Origin of the sequence: Pseudomonas sp. p50(2008) (assembly GCF_015351605.1) — a bacterium.
GTDB lineage: Bacteria > Pseudomonadota > Gammaproteobacteria > Pseudomonadales > Pseudomonadaceae > Aquipseudomonas.
Window position 1 is genome coordinate 224,867 of sequence record NZ_JACMYF010000007.1, and the last position, 15,266, is coordinate 240,132.

The window sequence follows — 15,266 nt, forward strand, 5'->3', positions numbered from 1 at the left end:
GCACAGCATACACGGGGAGATTGTGTCTGTTGACCCTAGGGCTTTCGAAACAACTCTCGGGACACCAACGGCCGACCACCCAGATGCACGGCCAGGGCCTGGCGCATCAACCGCTTGGCAGCCGACAACGCGCCGGGGGCGGACCAGTCGGCTTCGGCCATGGCCAGCAGCTCAGTGCCGTTGAACAAACCGGGTTGCAGCAGATACACGCGCTCAAGCCCCGCGTCCACTTGTAAACGGTAGAGCCCATCCGGCGCGATGGTCTCGCCATGGATGTCGGTACTCAGCGCAAAGCCATAACCAAGATCATCCAGCAGCCGCCACTCAAAGGAACGCAGCAGTGGTTCCAGGGGACGGCCCTCGGCCAGCGCAATCAACGTCGCGGCATAGTGATCGAATACACCGGGAAGAGGGTCTTCGGCGGGCAGCATTCGAATCAGCAGTTCATTGAGATAGAGGCCACTGAACAGTGCCTCCCCGATAAGCCAGGTGGATACACCCGCGCTTTCCATTCGCCCGACGTTCTTCAGCTCGCCACGCCCCCGAAACTCCACTTCCAGCGGCACGAAGGGTCGCGCCAATGTTCCGGCCTTACCTCGAGCACTGCGCAACACCGCCCGCAGCCGACCTTGCGGCGTGAGGAAGTCCACCAGTGCACTGCTTTCGCGGTAAGCGCGTGTGTGGAGTACGAAGGCGGGTTGGGCGATGGGTGGGGTTGAGGACATGAGTGTCTCGCTGAAAGGAGTGCCGTCTTGTAATCAACACAAACCTAATGTGGGAGCGGGCTTGCCCGCGATGGCGGCGTCACCGCCAACATCTCTGCTGAAGGTTACATCCTCATCGCGGGCAAGCCCGCTCCCACAGGGTTATACGTTATAGCGAAAACCGAGTCTTACAGGTCGCCGTAACCCAGCGAACGCAGGGCACGCTCGTCGTCAGACCAGCCGCCTTTCACCTTGACCCAGAGGTTCAACATGATCTTGGAGTCAAACAACAGCTCCATGTCCTTGCGCGCCTCGGTGCCGATGCGTTTGATGCGCTCGCCCTTGTCACCAATGATGATCTTCTTCTGACCGTCACGTTCTACGAGGATCAAAGCATGAATGTGCAGGGTTTTGCCCTGCTGCTTGAACTCTTCGATTTCCACGGTGATCTGGTACGGCAGCTCCGCGCCCATCTGGCGCATGATTTTCTCGCGCACCAATTCAGCCGCCAGGAAGCGACTGCTGCGGTCAGTGATCTGATCTTCCGGGAAGAAGTGATCGTTCTCCGGCAGGTAACCGGCGATCACTCGCTCCAGCGCTTCGAGGTTGTGCCCGTGCTGGGCCGAGATCGGCATGATCTGCGCGTTCGGCAGCTGTTCCTGCAACCACGACAGGTGCGGCATCAGTTCAGCTTTGTCTTCGATGCGATCGGTCTTGTTCAGCGCCACGATCAGCGGGCCGGTCACGTACTGGACGCGTTCCAGGACCATCTGGTCCTCGTCGGTCCACTTGGTGCGATCCACCACGAAGATCACCACGTCGACGTCTTTCAACGCCGCCGAAGCGGTCTTGTTCATGTAGCGGTTGAGGGCTTTTTCGCCACCTTTGTGCATACCGGGGGTGTCGACGTAGATGGCCTGCACGGCGCCTTCGGTCTTGATGCCCAGCATGTTGTGACGCGTGGTCTGAGGCTTGCGCGAGGTAATCGCCAGCTTCTGGCCCAGAATGTGGTTCAGCAGCGTGGACTTGCCCACGTTGGGACGGCCGACGATGGCAACATAGCCACAGCGTGTTGCGGTTAAATCAGTCATTGCCATTCTCCACACCCAGGGCAATCAGTGCTGCGGCGGCCGCTACCTGTTCGGCAATACGACGACTCACACCCTGACCTCGGCTTTTTTCATTCAGTAAGGTGATTTCACATTCGACGAAGAACGTCCGGCAATGCGGCTCACCCTGGATATCCACCACTTCGTAACGTGGCAGCTCACAACCGCGCGATTGCAGAAATTCCTGCAAACGGGTTTTTGGATCTTTGTTGGTGTCGACCAGTGTCAGGCCTTCGAACTCACCGGCCAGCCAGGCCAGAACGCGCTCGCGCGCCATGTCCATGCCAGCATCCAGGTAGATTGCACCAATCAGCGCTTCCAGGGCATCGGCCAGAATCGATTCGCGACGAAAACCGCCGCTCTTCAATTCACCGGAACCCAGACGCAGGTAGTCGCCCAGGTCGAAACCACGGGCCAGCACGGCCAGGGTCTCGCCTTTGACCAGGCGGGCACGCAAGCGTGACAGTTGGCCTTCGCGAGCCAGCGGGAAGCGATCGAACAGCGCTTCGCCAGCGACGAAGTTGAGAATGGCATCACCGAGGAACTCCAGGCGTTCGTTGTTACGCCCGGCAAAGCTGCGGTGAGTCAGGGCCAGGACCATCAGTTCCTGGTCTTTGAAGGTGTAGCCGAGCTGACGCTCTAGACGGCTTAAGGAAACGCTCACGGTGTACCCACGCTGAGTTCGTGGCTGGATTCCACCGCCATCGCCGTGGTGCGGCGCGGGCTTGGGACAATTAACGCTGTGTTCAAAAATTACATCCTGAATATCATTGTTTTCATGCGTCCGGGGCCGATTGTGCCGGTTCCAGAAATGCATTCGGCGCTGTGTTCAACAGCGCCGTGTGTGATTACTTGATCAGGCCAACCCGCGAGAAATTCGGCAGGTGACTGAGTTTGGGTTCTGGCCAGCTCATCCAGACAGCGAAGGCCTTGCCGACGATATTCTTGTCGGGAACCATGCCCAGCAGATCCTTGGGAATGTTCGGATCATCCCAGTAGCGACTGTCGTTCGAATTGTCGCGGTTGTCGCCCATCATGAAGTAGTGCCCGGCAGGCACGGTCCATGAACGGTCCGGCGTTGCGCGGTAGCGGCTCATTTCCTTGCGGATCAGGTGCTCGGCGATGCCGAGTTTTTCCTTGTAGAGCTCGGCGCTGCCCAGCGTGCCCGGTTCGGAGCCCACCAGTTGCTCGGCGACTGACTCGCCGTTGACGAACAGGCGCTTGTCCGCGGTGTAACGAATCTGATCACCCGGCAGGCCCACTACACGCTTGATGTAGTTGACGTTCGGATCACTCGGGTAGCGAAAGACCATCACATCGCCGCGCTGCGGATCACCGACTTCGATGATTTTCTTGTCGATCACCGGCAAGCGGATCCCGTAGGAAAACTTGCTCACCAGAATGAAGTCGCCGACATCCAGGGTCGGTTTCATCGAGCCGGATGGAATCTGGAACGGTTCCACCAGGAACGAACGCAGCACCAACACGATGAACAGCACCGGGAAGAACGATTTGCCGTATTCGACCAGCAGCGGCTCTTTGTTCAGTTTCTCGACCACCATCCCGTCAGGCTGGCTGACGCTGCCCTGATAGGAAGCAATGGCAGCACGCCGACGCGGCGCAAGAATAACCAGATCGAGCAACGCCAACAGGCCGCAGACGAACACGGCGATGACCAGCAACAGCGGGAAATTTAGTGACATAGGACCTAACTATCCAACCTGAGCACTGCAAGGAAGGCTTCTTGTGGAATTTCCACGTTACCGACTTGCTTCATGCGTTTTTTACCGGCCTTCTGCTTTTCCAACAGCTTGCGCTTACGGCTAACGTCGCCGCCGTAGCATTTGGCCAATACGTTCTTTCTGAGTGCCTTGACGGACGTACGCGCAATGATCTGACCGCCAATGGCGGCCTGGATCGCAACGTCGAACATCTGACGCGGAATCAGTTCTTTCATCTTCTCGGTCAACTGGCGACCTTTGTAGTGCGCGTTATCCTTGTGCACGATCAGCGCCAGGGCGTCGACCTTGTCACCGTTGATCAGCACATCCAGCTTCACCAGATTAGCCGATTGATAACGATCGAAATGGTAATCCAGCGAAGCATAGCCACGGCTGGTCGACTTGAGACGGTCAAAGAAGTCGAGGACCACTTCGTTCATCGGCAAATCGTAGGTCACCTGGACCTGGGTACCGAGGAACAGCATGTCGTGCTGCACGCCACGCTTTTCGATACACAGGGTAATGACGTTGCCCAGGTGCTCCTGCGGCACAAGAATATTGGCCCGCACGATCGGTTCACGCATGTCTTCGATAGAGGACAGGTCTGGAAGCTTCGACGGGTTGTCGACGTAAATCGTTTCACCGGTTTTCAGCAGCAGCTCGAAAATTACGGTTGGCGCCGTGGTGATCAGGTCCAGGTCGTACTCGCGCTCCAGGCGCTCCTGGATGATTTCCATGTGCAGCATGCCGAGGAAGCCGCAACGGAAGCCGAAGCCCAGGGCGTCGGAGCTTTCCGGGGTGTATTGCAGCGACGAATCGTTCAGCGTGAGCTTTTGCAGCGCTTCGCGGAAGTCTTCGAAATCGTCGGAGCTGACCGGAAACAGGCCGGCGTAGACCTGCGGCTGAATGCGTTTGAAGCCTGGCAGCACATCGACGTCGGGCGTGGAGCTCAAGGTCAGGGTGTCACCGACCGGTGCACCGTGAATGTCCTTGATGCCGGCAATGATGAAGCCCACTTCGCCGGCCTTCAGGTCAACGGTGGCGGTGTGTTTCGGGTTGAAGACACCGACGCTGTCCACCAGGTGGATCTTGCCGGTGGACTTGACCAGAATCTTGTCGCCCTTCTTCACGCGGCCATGGCGCACGCGAACCAGGGAAACAACGCCCAGATAGTTGTCGAACCAGGAGTCGATGATCAACGCTTGCAGCGGATCTTCGTAGTTACCGGTTGGCGCAGGAATGGTATGCACCAGGCGCTCGAGTACTTCATCGACGCCCAGACCGGTCTTGGCACTGCACTCGACCGCATCCGTCGCGTCGATGCCGATAATTTTCTCGATTTCTTCTTTGACGCGGTCCGGATCGGCCTGTGGCAGGTCGATCTTGTTCAGGACCGGCATGACTTCCAGGCCCTGCTCGATGGCCGTGTAGCAGTTGGCAACAGACTGCGCCTCAACGCCCTGACCGGCATCGACTACCAGCAACGCACCTTCACAGGCCGCCAGCGACCGGCTGACTTCATAGGTGAAGTCAACGTGGCCCGGGGTATCAATGAAGTTCAGCTGGTACTTGATGCCATCGCGAGCGGTGTAATACAGGGTGACGCTATGGGCCTTGATGGTGATCCCGCGTTCACGCTCCAGGTCCATGGAGTCCAGCACCTGGGCTTCCATTTCGCGCTCGGCAAGGCCGCCGCACATCTGGATGAATCGATCAGCCAGCGTCGACTTGCCATGGTCAATGTGGGCGATGATGGAGAAATTGCGGATATGACTCAAATCACTCACGGATCAACACTCAAAAAGGCTGCAGGCATAGCCCGCCGAAAAATAGCCGGGAATTGTACCTGATCCACGGCGCAAGCGTCACGTTTGCAGGTCAGACGGCGCATACAAAAACGCCCCGACCTTGCGGCAGGGGCGTTTCTTGAGAGTGGCGAAGCAGGGAAATACCCGGAATCAACCGGCCCGACGCAACAGCCAGACCCCGGCCAGGGCGCACACACTGGCGGGCACCAGCACTGCAAACAGCGGCGAGAAACCGAACACCAGACTCGAAGGGCCGAGCAGATCCTGGACGATACGGAAGGTGAACCCCACCAGCACGCCAGTAAACACACGCTGGCCGAGGGTCACCGAACGCAGCGGACCGAAGATGAAGGAGATCGCCATCAGCACCAGTGCAGCGGTGACCAGTGGCTGCAACACCTTGACCCAAAATGCCAGCCAGTACCGGCCGTTGTTCAGCCCCTGGTCAGCCAGGTAATGGATGTAACCCCACAAGCCGGAAATCGACAGCGACTCGGGCGCCATGACCACAGTGCTCAGCAACTGCGGGCTCAGGGCAATTTCCCAGCGCTCTACAGGTGTCGTGACCACTTCGGTGCTTTTCTCATGGAACAGCGTGGTGGTGACGTCGCTAAGCTGCCAGTGATCCTTGTCGAACTCGGCGCGCTTGGAAAAACTCGCCGACAGCATGTGCCGTTCTTTATCGAAGTGGTAACGGGTTACGCCATACAGCAAGCCATTGGGCTGTACCGAGTTGACGTGGATGAACTCGTCACCCTGGCGATGCCACAAGCCATGCCGGGCGCTTTGTGCATCCCCACTGCCTTGTGCCAATGAACGATTGGCTTGCGCGGCGCTTTCGGTGGCGGGCGCCACGTATTCGCCAATCAACACACCAGCGACCATCAATACCAGCATCGGCTTCATGACCGCCCAGACGATACGGCCGATGGAAACGCCGGCTGCGCGCATGATCGTCAGTTCGCTGTTACTGGCCAGGCTACCCAGACCGATCAGGCACCCGATGAGCGCCGCCATCGGCAACATGTCGTAGAGACGGCGCGGCGCCGTCAGCAGGACGTAGCTCAAGACGTCCAGCAAGGTATAGGTATCGCTGGCGTCGCCCATCTCATCGATAAAGGCGAACAGCGTCGCCAGACCGAGAATAATCCCCAATACCGCCAGGATGGCCACGAAAACGCTGCTACCGATGTAGCGATCCAGCTTAACCACGGGCCACCTCCAGCGCGCTGCGGCGACTCGCCATTTTCAAGCGCATGGGCTCCCAATAAAGCAGGACGAGGCCAATTGCCAGGAAGATTCCGTGCACCGGCCACAGGCCCAAAGCCATCGGAAGCTTGCCTTTTTCCAGCGCGCCACGGGCGGCAATCAGGATGGTCAGGTAAGCCATGTAGAGAAGAATCGCCGGCAGCAGTTTGAGGAAACGGCCCTGACGCGGATTGACGCGCGACAGCGGCACCGCCATCAGCGTGACGATGAACACCAGCAATGGCAGCGAGATTCGCCATTGCAGCTCGGTGCGCGAACGGATGTCTTCACTACCAAAGAGGCTGCTGGTAGGCATTGCATCCCGGTCGGTGACTTCGTCACTGACATCCGGCTTGGGCAGCAGAACACCATATTCTTCGTATTTGATTGCACGGTAATCAGCCTGCCCCGGACTGCCGTCGTAGCGGTAACCGTTGTCGAGAATCAGATAGCGGTTGCCGTCCGGGCGGATTTCCTGACGGCCTTTTTCGGCCACCAGCACGGAAATACCACGATCCTTCTGGTCCGACGACGTGTTCTTTTGCGAAATGAACACGCCACCCAAATGGATACGATCGTCCGTCAGCGTTTCGGTATAGGTCACCCGCGTACCGTCACGCAACGCCTGGAAGCGTCCGGGCTCCAGCGTATCGAACTCGGTCAGGGCGTCCTGCTTGTTCAACAGCAACTGGAATTGATTGGCCCCTTGTGGCGCCAGGCTCAGGCTCAACCACGCCACCACGAGGGCGACCAGAGTGGCCGGAAACAGAGTCATGGCGAACAGGCGTTGCTGGCTCATGCCGGTGGCCGACAGGACGGTCATTTCGCTTTCGAGGTACAAGCGACCGTAGGCCAGCAGGATGCCCAGAAACAGCCCGAGGGGCAGGATGAGCTGCAGGAAACCCGGAAGTCGAAAACCCATGATCAGAAACAGCGAGCCCGGATCCAGAAGACCTGCCGCCGCCTGGGCGAGGTATTTGATGAAGCGTCCGCTCATGATGATGACCAGCAGCACGGCGCTAACGGCACTCAGGGTCAACAGGACTTCGCGGGATAGGTAACGAAAGACAATCAAACCAGACACTCCAGGGTTGTCAGGCGAAGGCGGCCAAACAAGCAAACATATCAGGCGGACCGCAAGGCAGGGCCGCCGAAAAGATGGCGCATTATCCTGTGATTGTGCGCGCCTGTCACTGCGCAATGCATTGGCGCGCAGGGCGCAGGAGCAAGCCTGCTCCGGACGGCGATCCGAGGATCATCGCCTACCTGCAGCGGGAAGTCTGACACCCCGTGGCGGGCTCGGGTTCCTTGCGAGCCGGCTCGCCCCCACAATCGTAAGACCGAGGGTTGTCAGGCGCAGCAGGCGAGGTTCAAACTGCGGCCTTTGTCGCAGGTCGTGTCTTGCGTCTTTCTATTTATAAGCAAGTTCATACGCTTGCGTGTTGACCATTGATTCAGGGGCCCGGACATGGAACTGGTTGTAAAAAGCGTTAACCCAGAAACGTTGAAGACCGCCACTCTGGTCGTCGCCATCAGCGAAGGCCGCAAACTTGGCGCCGTTGCCAAGCAACTCGACGAATTGAGCGGCGGCGCAATCAGCGCTGTCCTCAAGCGCGGCGACCTGGCCGGCAAAGTCGGCCAGAGCCTGCTGCTGCACAGCCTGCCGAACCTCAAAGCCGAGCGCGTATTGCTGGTCGGCGTGGGCAAGGACGAAGAGCTGGGCGATCGCCCGTTCCGTAAAATGATCGCCGGCATCCTCAACACCCTGAAAGGTCTGGGCGGCACTGATGCGGTGCTTGCGCTGGACGAAGTGGTGGTCAAAGGTCGCGACAGCTACGGCAAGACCCGTCTGCTGGCCGAAACCCTGGTGGACGGCGAGTACACGTTCGATCAGTTCAAGAGCCAGAAAGCCGAGCCTCGCGCACTGAAGAAAGTCACCCTGGTGACCATCAAGGCAGCCCAGGCTGAAGTTGAACGCGCCGTGGCCCACGCTACCGCGATTGCCAATGGCATGGCGTTCACCCGTAACCTGGGCAACCTGCCACCGAACATCTGCCACCCGACGTTCCTCGGCGAACAGGCGAAGAACCTGGGCAAGGAATTCAAAAGCCTGAAAGTCGAAGTCCTCGATGAGAAGAAGATCAAGGACCTGGGCATGGGCTCGTTCTACGCCGTCGGCCAGGGCAGCGCCCAGCCTCCGCGCCTGATCGTCATGCAATACAACGGTGGCAAGAAATCCGAGAAGCCTTACGCGCTGGTCGGCAAAGGCATCACGTTTGACACCGGCGGCATCAGCCTCAAGCCAGGCGCCGGCATGGACGAAATGAAGTACGACATGGGCGGCGCTGCCAGTGTGTTCGGCACCCTGCGTGCCGTGCTCGAGCTGAAACTGCCGATCAACCTGGTGTGCATCCTCGCCTGCGCCGAAAACATGCCGAGCGGCAACGCTGCGCGCCCTGGCGACATCGTGACCACCATGAGCGGCCAGACCGTGGAAATCCTCAACACTGACGCCGAAGGCCGTCTGGTGCTGTGCGATGCCCTGACCTACTCCGAACGCTTCAAGCCACAGGCCGTGATCGACATCGCGACCCTGACCGGCGCTTGCGTCGTTGCGCTGGGTGCTCACACCTCCGGCCTGCTGGGCAACAACGACGAACTGATCGGCCAACTGTTGAGCGCCGGCCAGTCCGCCGACGACCGCGCCTGGCAGCTGCCGTTGTTCGACGAGTACCAGGAACAGCTGGACAGCCCGTTCGCCGACATCGCCAACATTGGCGGCCCGAAAGCCGGCACCATCACTGCCGCCTGCTTCCTGTCGCGCTTCACCAAGAACCTGAACTGGGCGCACCTGGACATCGCCGGCACTGCCTGGACCAGCGGCGGCAAGGACAAAGGCGCCACTGGCCGCCCGGTTCCACTGCTGACCCAATACCTGCTGGATCGCGCCAAAGCCTGAAACCGATGACCTGAGCGGCGTTGCTTCGGTAACGCCGCTACAGGCTCAGGAACCGCAATGACCAAAGTCGACTTCTATATCCTGCCCAGCGCCGATCCTTCGGCGCGGCTGGATTTCGCCTGCAAGCTCACCGAAAAAGCGTGGCGCATGGGGCACCGCATCTATCTGCATTGCAGCGATGCAGCCCAGCGCGACGATCTTGATGCACGCCTGTGGGCCTTCAAGGGCGAAAGTTTCGTTCCACACGGGCCCGCCGAAAACGAGCCGGAGGGTTTGATCGTGCTGGGACTGGGTGACGACTGCGGTCAGCACCAGGATCTGCTGGTCAACCTTGACCTGAAAGTGCCCGCCTTTGCCAAACACTTCGCCCGTGTGGCGGAAGTGGTGGTAGAAGAGCCAACGATTCGCCAGGCCGCGCGGGAGAGTTTCCGCTTCTATCGCGAACAGGGCTATCCTCTGCAAGACCACCGTTTACAGCGACTCTGAGTATTCCGATGGACACGCCAAAAACGCACCAACAGTCCGCGCATCTGCTGGACGACCTCGAGTCGATCCGCCAACTGCTCGGCGATGACAACCTGCAACCCCCGCTTTTGACCGACACGGTCGAGGACGAGGATCAGGAACAGATTCCGATGTTGTTCGAGGCCGTCGACACCGCGCCGCCTGCCGCCGAGCCCTCCCCCGCCCCGGCAGCACCTGCTGCGGACAAAGGCCCCGACGCCCTGCTGCATCTGGACGGCGAACTGCGCGCCGCCGCCATGCTGATCATGCAAGACGTGATCGATGACTTCGCTCCGCATATCGAGACCGAAATCAAACGCCGGCTCGCCGCGCGGATGGAAAGGTTGCTCAGTCAGTACGAATGACCCTCAATCCCCTCTGTGGCGAGGGGATTTATCCCCTCGCCACAGTCCGCCCCCGCTCGCCCTGCGCCCCATGCCCCGCTATACTTGCCGGCTTTTCCTGAATAAATGCCAATAGGGTCCCGCCGCGCATGGATAAGACCTACCAGCCGCACGCCATTGAAGCTTCCTGGTACAACACCTGGGAGTCAGAGAATTACTTCGCCCCGCAAGGCGCGGGCGAGTCCTACACCATCATGATCCCGCCGCCGAACGTCACCGGCAGCCTGCACATGGGTCACGGTTTCAACAACGCGATCATGGACGCCCTGATCCGTTTTCGCCGCATGCAGGGTCGCAATACCCTGTGGCAGCCGGGCACCGACCACGCCGGTATCGCCACGCAAATGCTGGTGGAACGTCAGCTCGAAGCCCAAGGCCAGAGCCGTCATGATCTGGGCCGTGAGAAATTCCTCGAGAAAATCTGGGAATGGAAGGATCAGTCCGGCGGCAACATCAGCCGTCAGATCCGCCGCCTCGGTTCGTCCGTCGACTGGAGCCGCGAGCGCTTCACCATGGACGACGGTCTCTCGGAAGCCGTTAAAGAAGCGTTCGTGCGCCTGCACGAAGACGGCCTGATCTATCGCGGCAAGCGCCTGGTCAACTGGGACACCAAGTTGCACACGGCGATCTCCGACCTCGAAGTGGAAAACCACGACGAGAAAGGTTTCCTGTGGAACCTGAAATACCCGCTGGCCGATGGCGCAAAAACCGCTGAAGGCAACGATTTCCTGATCGTCGCGACCACTCGCCCGGAAACCATGCTCGGCGACTCCGCCGTCGCGGTTAACCCGAAAGATGAACGCTACAAAGCCCTGATCGGCAAATTTGTCGAGCTGCCGCTGGTCGGCCGCCGCATCCCGATCATCGCCGACGATTATTGCGACCCTGAATTCGGCACCGGCTGCGTGAAAATCACCCCGGCTCACGATTTCAACGACTACGAAGTCGGCAAGCGCCACAACCTGCCGCTGCTGAACATCTTCGACAAGAACGCGGCCGTGCTGCCTGCCTGCCAGGTGTTCAACCTCGATGGCACGCTGAACGAAAGCATCGACGGCAAGATCCCGGCCGAATACGCCGGCCTCGACCGTTTCGAAGCGCGCAAGCAAATTGTTGCGGCATTCGACGCAGCGGGCCTGCTGGTCAGTGTTGACGATCACGCCCTGAAAGTGCCGAAAGGCGACCGCTCCGGCACCATCATCGAGCCGTGGCTGACCGACCAGTGGTACGTGTCCACCAAGCCGTTGGCCGAACCTGCGATCGCCGCTGTTGAAGACGGCCGTATCCAGTTCGTGCCTAAACAGTACGAAAACATGTACTTCTCGTGGATGCGCGATATCCAGGATTGGTGCATCAGCCGTCAGCTGTGGTGGGGTCACCGGATTCCGGCCTGGTACGACGAGTCGGGCAAGGTTTACGTGGGCCGCGATGAAGCCGAAGTACGCGCCAAGAACAACCTGGGGCCGGACGTTGCGCTGCAGCAGGACAACGACGTTCTCGATACCTGGTTCAGCTCCGGCTTGTGGACCTTCTCCACCCTGGGCTGGCCTGAGCAGACCGAGTTCCTGAAGAAATTCCACTCCACCGACGTGCTGGTCACCGGTTTCGACATCATTTTCTTCTGGGTTGCCCGGATGATCATGCTCACCATGCACTTGGTGAAGAACGAAGACGGCACCCCTCAAGTCCCGTTCAAGACTGTTTATGTGCACGGTCTGGTGCGTGATGGCCAGGGCCAGAAGATGTCCAAGTCCAAGGGTAACGTCCTGGACCCGCTGGATATCATCGACGGTATCGAGCTGGAAGATCTGGTGCAGAAACGCACCTCCGGCATGATGCAGCCGAAACTGGCGAAGAAGATCGAGAAGCAGACCCGCGACGAGTTCGCCGACGGCATCGCCAGTTACGGCACCGATGCCCTGCGCTTCACGTTCTGCTCGCTGGCGTCCACCGGTCGTGACATCAAGTTCGACATGGGTCGCGTCGAGGGCTATCGCAACTTCTGCAACAAGATCTGGAACGCCGCGCGCTACGTGCTGGACAAGGGCGAAGATTGCGGCCAGAACGGCGAGGCTTACGAGCTGTCCCTGGCGGATCGCTGGATCATCTCGCAACTGCAACGCACCGAAGCCGAAGTAACGCGTCAGCTCGACCAGTTCCGCTTCGACCTGGCGGCACAAGCGCTCTACGAGTTCATCTGGAACCAGTATTGCGACTGGTACCTCGAACTCTCCAAGCCTGTGCTATGGGACGAAAATGCGCCGGTCGAACGCCAGCGCGGCACCCGCCGCACACTGGTTCGTGTGCTGGAAGTTGCGTTGCGTCTGGCGCATCCGTTCATGCCGTTCATCACCGAAGAAATCTGGCAGCGCATCGCACCGCTGGCCGGTATCGAAGGCAAGACGATCATGCTGCAACCTTGGCCAGTGGCCAATGAAGCGCGTATCGATCAGGGCGCCGAAGATGACATCGAGTGGTTGAAGACACTGATGCTCGGCACGCGCAACATTCGCGCCGAGATGAACATCGGTCCGGGCAAGCCGCTGAACCTGTTCCTGAAAAACGTCAGCGCCGAAGATCAGCGCCGTCTTACCGAGAACGAAGCCCTGCTGAAAAAGCTGGCTCGTCTCGAATCGATCACCGTACTGGCTGCCGGCGAAGAAGCACCGCTGTCCGCCACCGCGCTGGTAGGCGAGATGGAAGTGTTGGTGCCGATGGCCGGTCTGATCGACAAGGACGCCGAACTGGCACGCCTGGACAAGGAAATCCTGCGTCTGCAGGGTGAAGTTCAGCGCGTAGGCGGCAAGCTGTCCAACGCTGGTTTCGTCGACAAGGCCCCGGCCGAAGTCATCGAGAAGGAACGCGCCAAACTGGCTGAAGCCGAACAGGCTTTGGGCAAGCTGGCCGAGCAGCATGCGCGGATTGCCAGCCTGTAACGGCAAATCGCAATAAAAAAGGGAGGCCCGCAACGGCCTCCCTTTTTTGTCCCCGACGCTCCCTTAATCCACCAAAATCCACTGTAGGAGTGAGCCTGCTCGCGATGACGGTCCATCAGTCGACATCATCGTTAACTGACACGCAGCCATCGCGAGCAGGCTCCCTCCTACAAGGGGACAGCGGTGTTTGTCACAATTGGGTTCACAAGGCTTGGATGTGGGACAATACCCGCCACTTTCAGCCATACCCGAATCGACAACGCCCATGAACGCCCCCCGCACACCCAAACCTGCGCGCAAAAAGCCTGAATCCGCGACCCCGGCCAACGCCGTGGAGCCTCGTGAAAAGGCCAGCCTGCATCCGCGCAACCGCCATCAGGGTCGCTACGACTTCCCGGCGCTGATCAAGACCACGCCGGAACTGGCGAAGTTCGTGATCATCAACCCGTACGGCAAGGAAAGCATCGACTTCGCCAGCCCGGACGCGGTGCGCGTGTTCAACCGGGCATTGCTCAAGTCGTTCTACGGCGTTGCCCATTGGGACATCCCGGCTGACTACCTGTGCCCTCCTGTTCCGGGTCGTGCCGATTATGTGCACTTCCTGGCGGACCTGCTGGCCAGCGTCAACGACGGCGAAATCCCACGCGGCGCGCCGGTCAAGGTGCTCGATATCGGCATGGGCGCCAACTGCGTCTATCCGTTGATCGGTTACAGTGACTACCGCTGGCACTTCCTCGGTTCGGAAATCGACCCGACAGCCGTGGCAGCAGCCAAAGCCATTGTGCAATCGAACGGGCTGAACAAAGCCATCCAGTTGCGCCAGCAGTCCAACCCCAAGCACATTCTGCTGGGCTTGCTGGAACCGGGCGAACGCTTTGACCTGACAATGTGCAACCCGCCGTTCCACGCGTCGATGGACGAAGCAACCAAAGGCAGCGAGCGTAAATGGCGCGCCCTGGGCCGCGCCGACCCTAAACGCAAACTGCCGGTGCTGAACTTCGGCGGTCAGTCGGCGGAACTGTGGTGTGAAGGTGGCGAAGCGCGTTTTGTGACGCAACTGATCGCCGAGAGCGCGCATTTCCAACACAAAGTGCTGTGGTTCAGCACCTTGGTCTCCAAGGCATCGAACTTGCCGGCGATCGAGACAGCCCTGAGAAAGGCCGGCGTACTGGAAAGCCAGGTCGTGGAAATGTCCCAGGGGCAGAAGAAAAGCCGGTTTGTCGCCTGGACGTTCCAGACCAAGAGTGAACAGCAGGTGTGGCGCCAGCGCTGGGTTAAAAAAAGCTGAGTAACTGACCACCGCAGATTAACTGTAGGAGTGAGCCTGCTCGCGATGGCGTTGCATCAGTCGACATCATCGTTAACTGACACGCAGCCATCGCGAGCAGGCTCACTCCTACATTGACTTAGTGGTGTTGTAGCTCAATCACCAAATCACAGACACAAAAAAACCGTGCCCGGATCACTCCGGAGCACGGTTTTTTTTACACGTCTTACTTGTTAACAGCGTCGGTCAGGCCTTTGGCCACAACCAGCTTGATAACTTTCTTGGCCGCGATTTCGATGGCAGCGCCAGTCGAAGGGTTACGGCCAGTGCGGGCAGGACGCTCAGTCACTTTCAGTTTGCCGATACCTGGCAGAGTGATTTCGCCGCCGTTTTCCAGCTGATCGGCAACGATTTGGCCCAGTTGGTCCAGAGCGTTACGCGCGGTGGTTTTTGGCGCGTCGATAGCTTCAGCGATGTCGGCGATCAGTTGGTCTTTAGTAAGAGCCATGTAGTGTTCCTTCCCTATCAAATTCATATGGATTGCAGAGTGCAGTGTCAGCCATCGAGCCCGATCTTCTGGATCTGGCACCCTCGGCCAATAACCAC

Annotated in this window: 13 protein-coding genes; 5 read left to right on the top strand and 8 right to left on the bottom strand. The window is 59.3% G+C overall.

Features of this window, described 5'->3' with window-relative positions:
* Positions 1-35: 35 nt before the first annotated feature.
* From recO to lptF, 7 genes are all read right to left on the bottom strand, one after another.
* Complete coding sequence (gene recO / locus H7698_RS20700) at positions 36-725, bottom strand: DNA repair protein RecO (protein ID WP_194692674.1); 690 nt, start codon at positions 723-725, stop codon at positions 36-38.
* Between the two features lie 167 nt (positions 726-892).
* The gene (era, locus tag H7698_RS20705; RefSeq protein ID WP_194692675.1) at positions 893-1,795 is read right to left on the bottom strand and encodes a GTPase Era; all 903 of its coding nucleotides are present in this window, start codon (positions 1,793-1,795) and stop codon (positions 893-895) included.
* Entirely contained in the window at positions 1,788-2,477 is a 690-nt protein-coding gene (gene rnc, locus H7698_RS20710) for a ribonuclease III (RefSeq protein ID WP_027924885.1), read from the bottom strand. Before rnc ends, era begins: the two co-directional genes overlap by 8 nt.
* A 184-nt stretch (positions 2,478-2,661) precedes the next feature.
* The gene (gene lepB / locus H7698_RS20715; protein ID WP_162441055.1) at positions 2,662-3,516 is read right to left on the bottom strand and encodes a signal peptidase I; all 855 of its coding nucleotides are present in this window, start codon (positions 3,514-3,516) and stop codon (positions 2,662-2,664) included.
* Positions 3,517-3,521: 5 nt separating this feature from the next.
* Positions 3,522-5,321 carry a translation elongation factor 4 gene (gene lepA / locus H7698_RS20720; RefSeq protein WP_162441056.1) on the bottom strand — a complete coding sequence of 600 codons (1,800 nt, stop codon included), beginning with the start codon at positions 5,319-5,321 and terminating at the stop codon, positions 3,522-3,524.
* A 171-nt stretch (positions 5,322-5,492) separates the two neighbouring features.
* Positions 5,493-6,554, bottom strand: a complete 1,062-nt coding sequence (gene lptG / locus H7698_RS20725) for an LPS export ABC transporter permease LptG (protein ID WP_194692676.1) — start codon at positions 6,552-6,554, stop codon at positions 5,493-5,495.
* Positions 6,547-7,665: an LPS export ABC transporter permease LptF gene (lptF, locus tag H7698_RS20730; protein WP_194692677.1), complete on the bottom strand. Its 1,119-nt coding sequence runs from the start codon at positions 7,663-7,665 to the stop codon at positions 6,547-6,549. Before lptF ends, lptG begins: the two co-directional genes overlap by 8 nt.
* Positions 7,666-8,058: 393 nt before the next feature.
* Between lptF and H7698_RS20735 the strand changes: the two genes are divergently transcribed.
* From H7698_RS20735 to rlmF, 5 genes are all read left to right on the top strand, one after another.
* Positions 8,059-9,549, top strand: a complete 1,491-nt coding sequence (locus tag H7698_RS20735; RefSeq protein WP_194692678.1) for a leucyl aminopeptidase — start codon at positions 8,059-8,061, stop codon at positions 9,547-9,549.
* 57 nt (positions 9,550-9,606) lie between these two features.
* Positions 9,607-10,035 (top strand): DNA polymerase III subunit chi, encoded by a 429-nt coding sequence (locus tag H7698_RS20740; protein ID WP_194692679.1) that lies wholly within the window; start codon positions 9,607-9,609, stop codon positions 10,033-10,035.
* Positions 10,036-10,043: 8 nt separating this feature from the next.
* A complete protein-coding gene (locus H7698_RS20745; protein WP_194692680.1) occupies positions 10,044-10,418 on the top strand; it encodes a DNA polymerase III subunit chi in 375 nt (124 codons plus the stop codon).
* 128 nt (positions 10,419-10,546) lie between these two features.
* Positions 10,547-13,393 carry a valine--tRNA ligase gene (locus H7698_RS20750; RefSeq protein ID WP_194692681.1) on the top strand — a complete coding sequence of 949 codons (2,847 nt, stop codon included), beginning with the start codon at positions 10,547-10,549 and terminating at the stop codon, positions 13,391-13,393.
* Between the two features lie 265 nt (positions 13,394-13,658).
* Positions 13,659-14,681 carry a 23S rRNA (adenine(1618)-N(6))-methyltransferase RlmF gene (gene rlmF / locus H7698_RS20755; protein ID WP_194692682.1) on the top strand — a complete coding sequence of 341 codons (1,023 nt, stop codon included), beginning with the start codon at positions 13,659-13,661 and terminating at the stop codon, positions 14,679-14,681.
* A 205-nt stretch (positions 14,682-14,886) separates the two neighbouring features.
* Here the strand turns inward: rlmF and H7698_RS20760 are convergent, their stop codons facing one another.
* Entirely contained in the window at positions 14,887-15,168 is a 282-nt protein-coding gene (locus H7698_RS20760; RefSeq protein WP_007905514.1) for an HU family DNA-binding protein, read from the bottom strand.
* Positions 15,169-15,266 lie beyond the last annotated feature (98 nt).

Coding starts and splice junctions, on each gene's coding strand:
- rlmF (WP_194692682.1), top strand. CDS start 13,659: ATGAACGCCCCCCGCACACCCAAACCTGCGCGCAAAAAGCCTGAATCC.
- H7698_RS20745 (WP_194692680.1), top strand. CDS start 10,044: ATGGACACGCCAAAAACGCACCAACAGTCCGCGCATCTGCTGGACGAC.
- lepB (WP_162441055.1), bottom strand. CDS start 3,516: ATGTCACTAAATTTCCCGCTGTTGCTGGTCATCGCCGTGTTCGTCTGC.
- H7698_RS20760 (WP_007905514.1), bottom strand. CDS start 15,168: ATGGCTCTTACTAAAGACCAACTGATCGCCGACATCGCTGAAGCTATC.
- H7698_RS20735 (WP_194692678.1), top strand. CDS start 8,059: ATGGAACTGGTTGTAAAAAGCGTTAACCCAGAAACGTTGAAGACCGCC.
- H7698_RS20740 (WP_194692679.1), top strand. CDS start 9,607: ATGACCAAAGTCGACTTCTATATCCTGCCCAGCGCCGATCCTTCGGCG.
- H7698_RS20750 (WP_194692681.1), top strand. CDS start 10,547: ATGGATAAGACCTACCAGCCGCACGCCATTGAAGCTTCCTGGTACAAC.
- era (WP_194692675.1), bottom strand. CDS start 1,795: ATGACTGATTTAACCGCAACACGCTGTGGCTATGTTGCCATCGTCGGC.
- recO (WP_194692674.1), bottom strand. CDS start 725: ATGTCCTCAACCCCACCCATCGCCCAACCCGCCTTCGTACTCCACACA.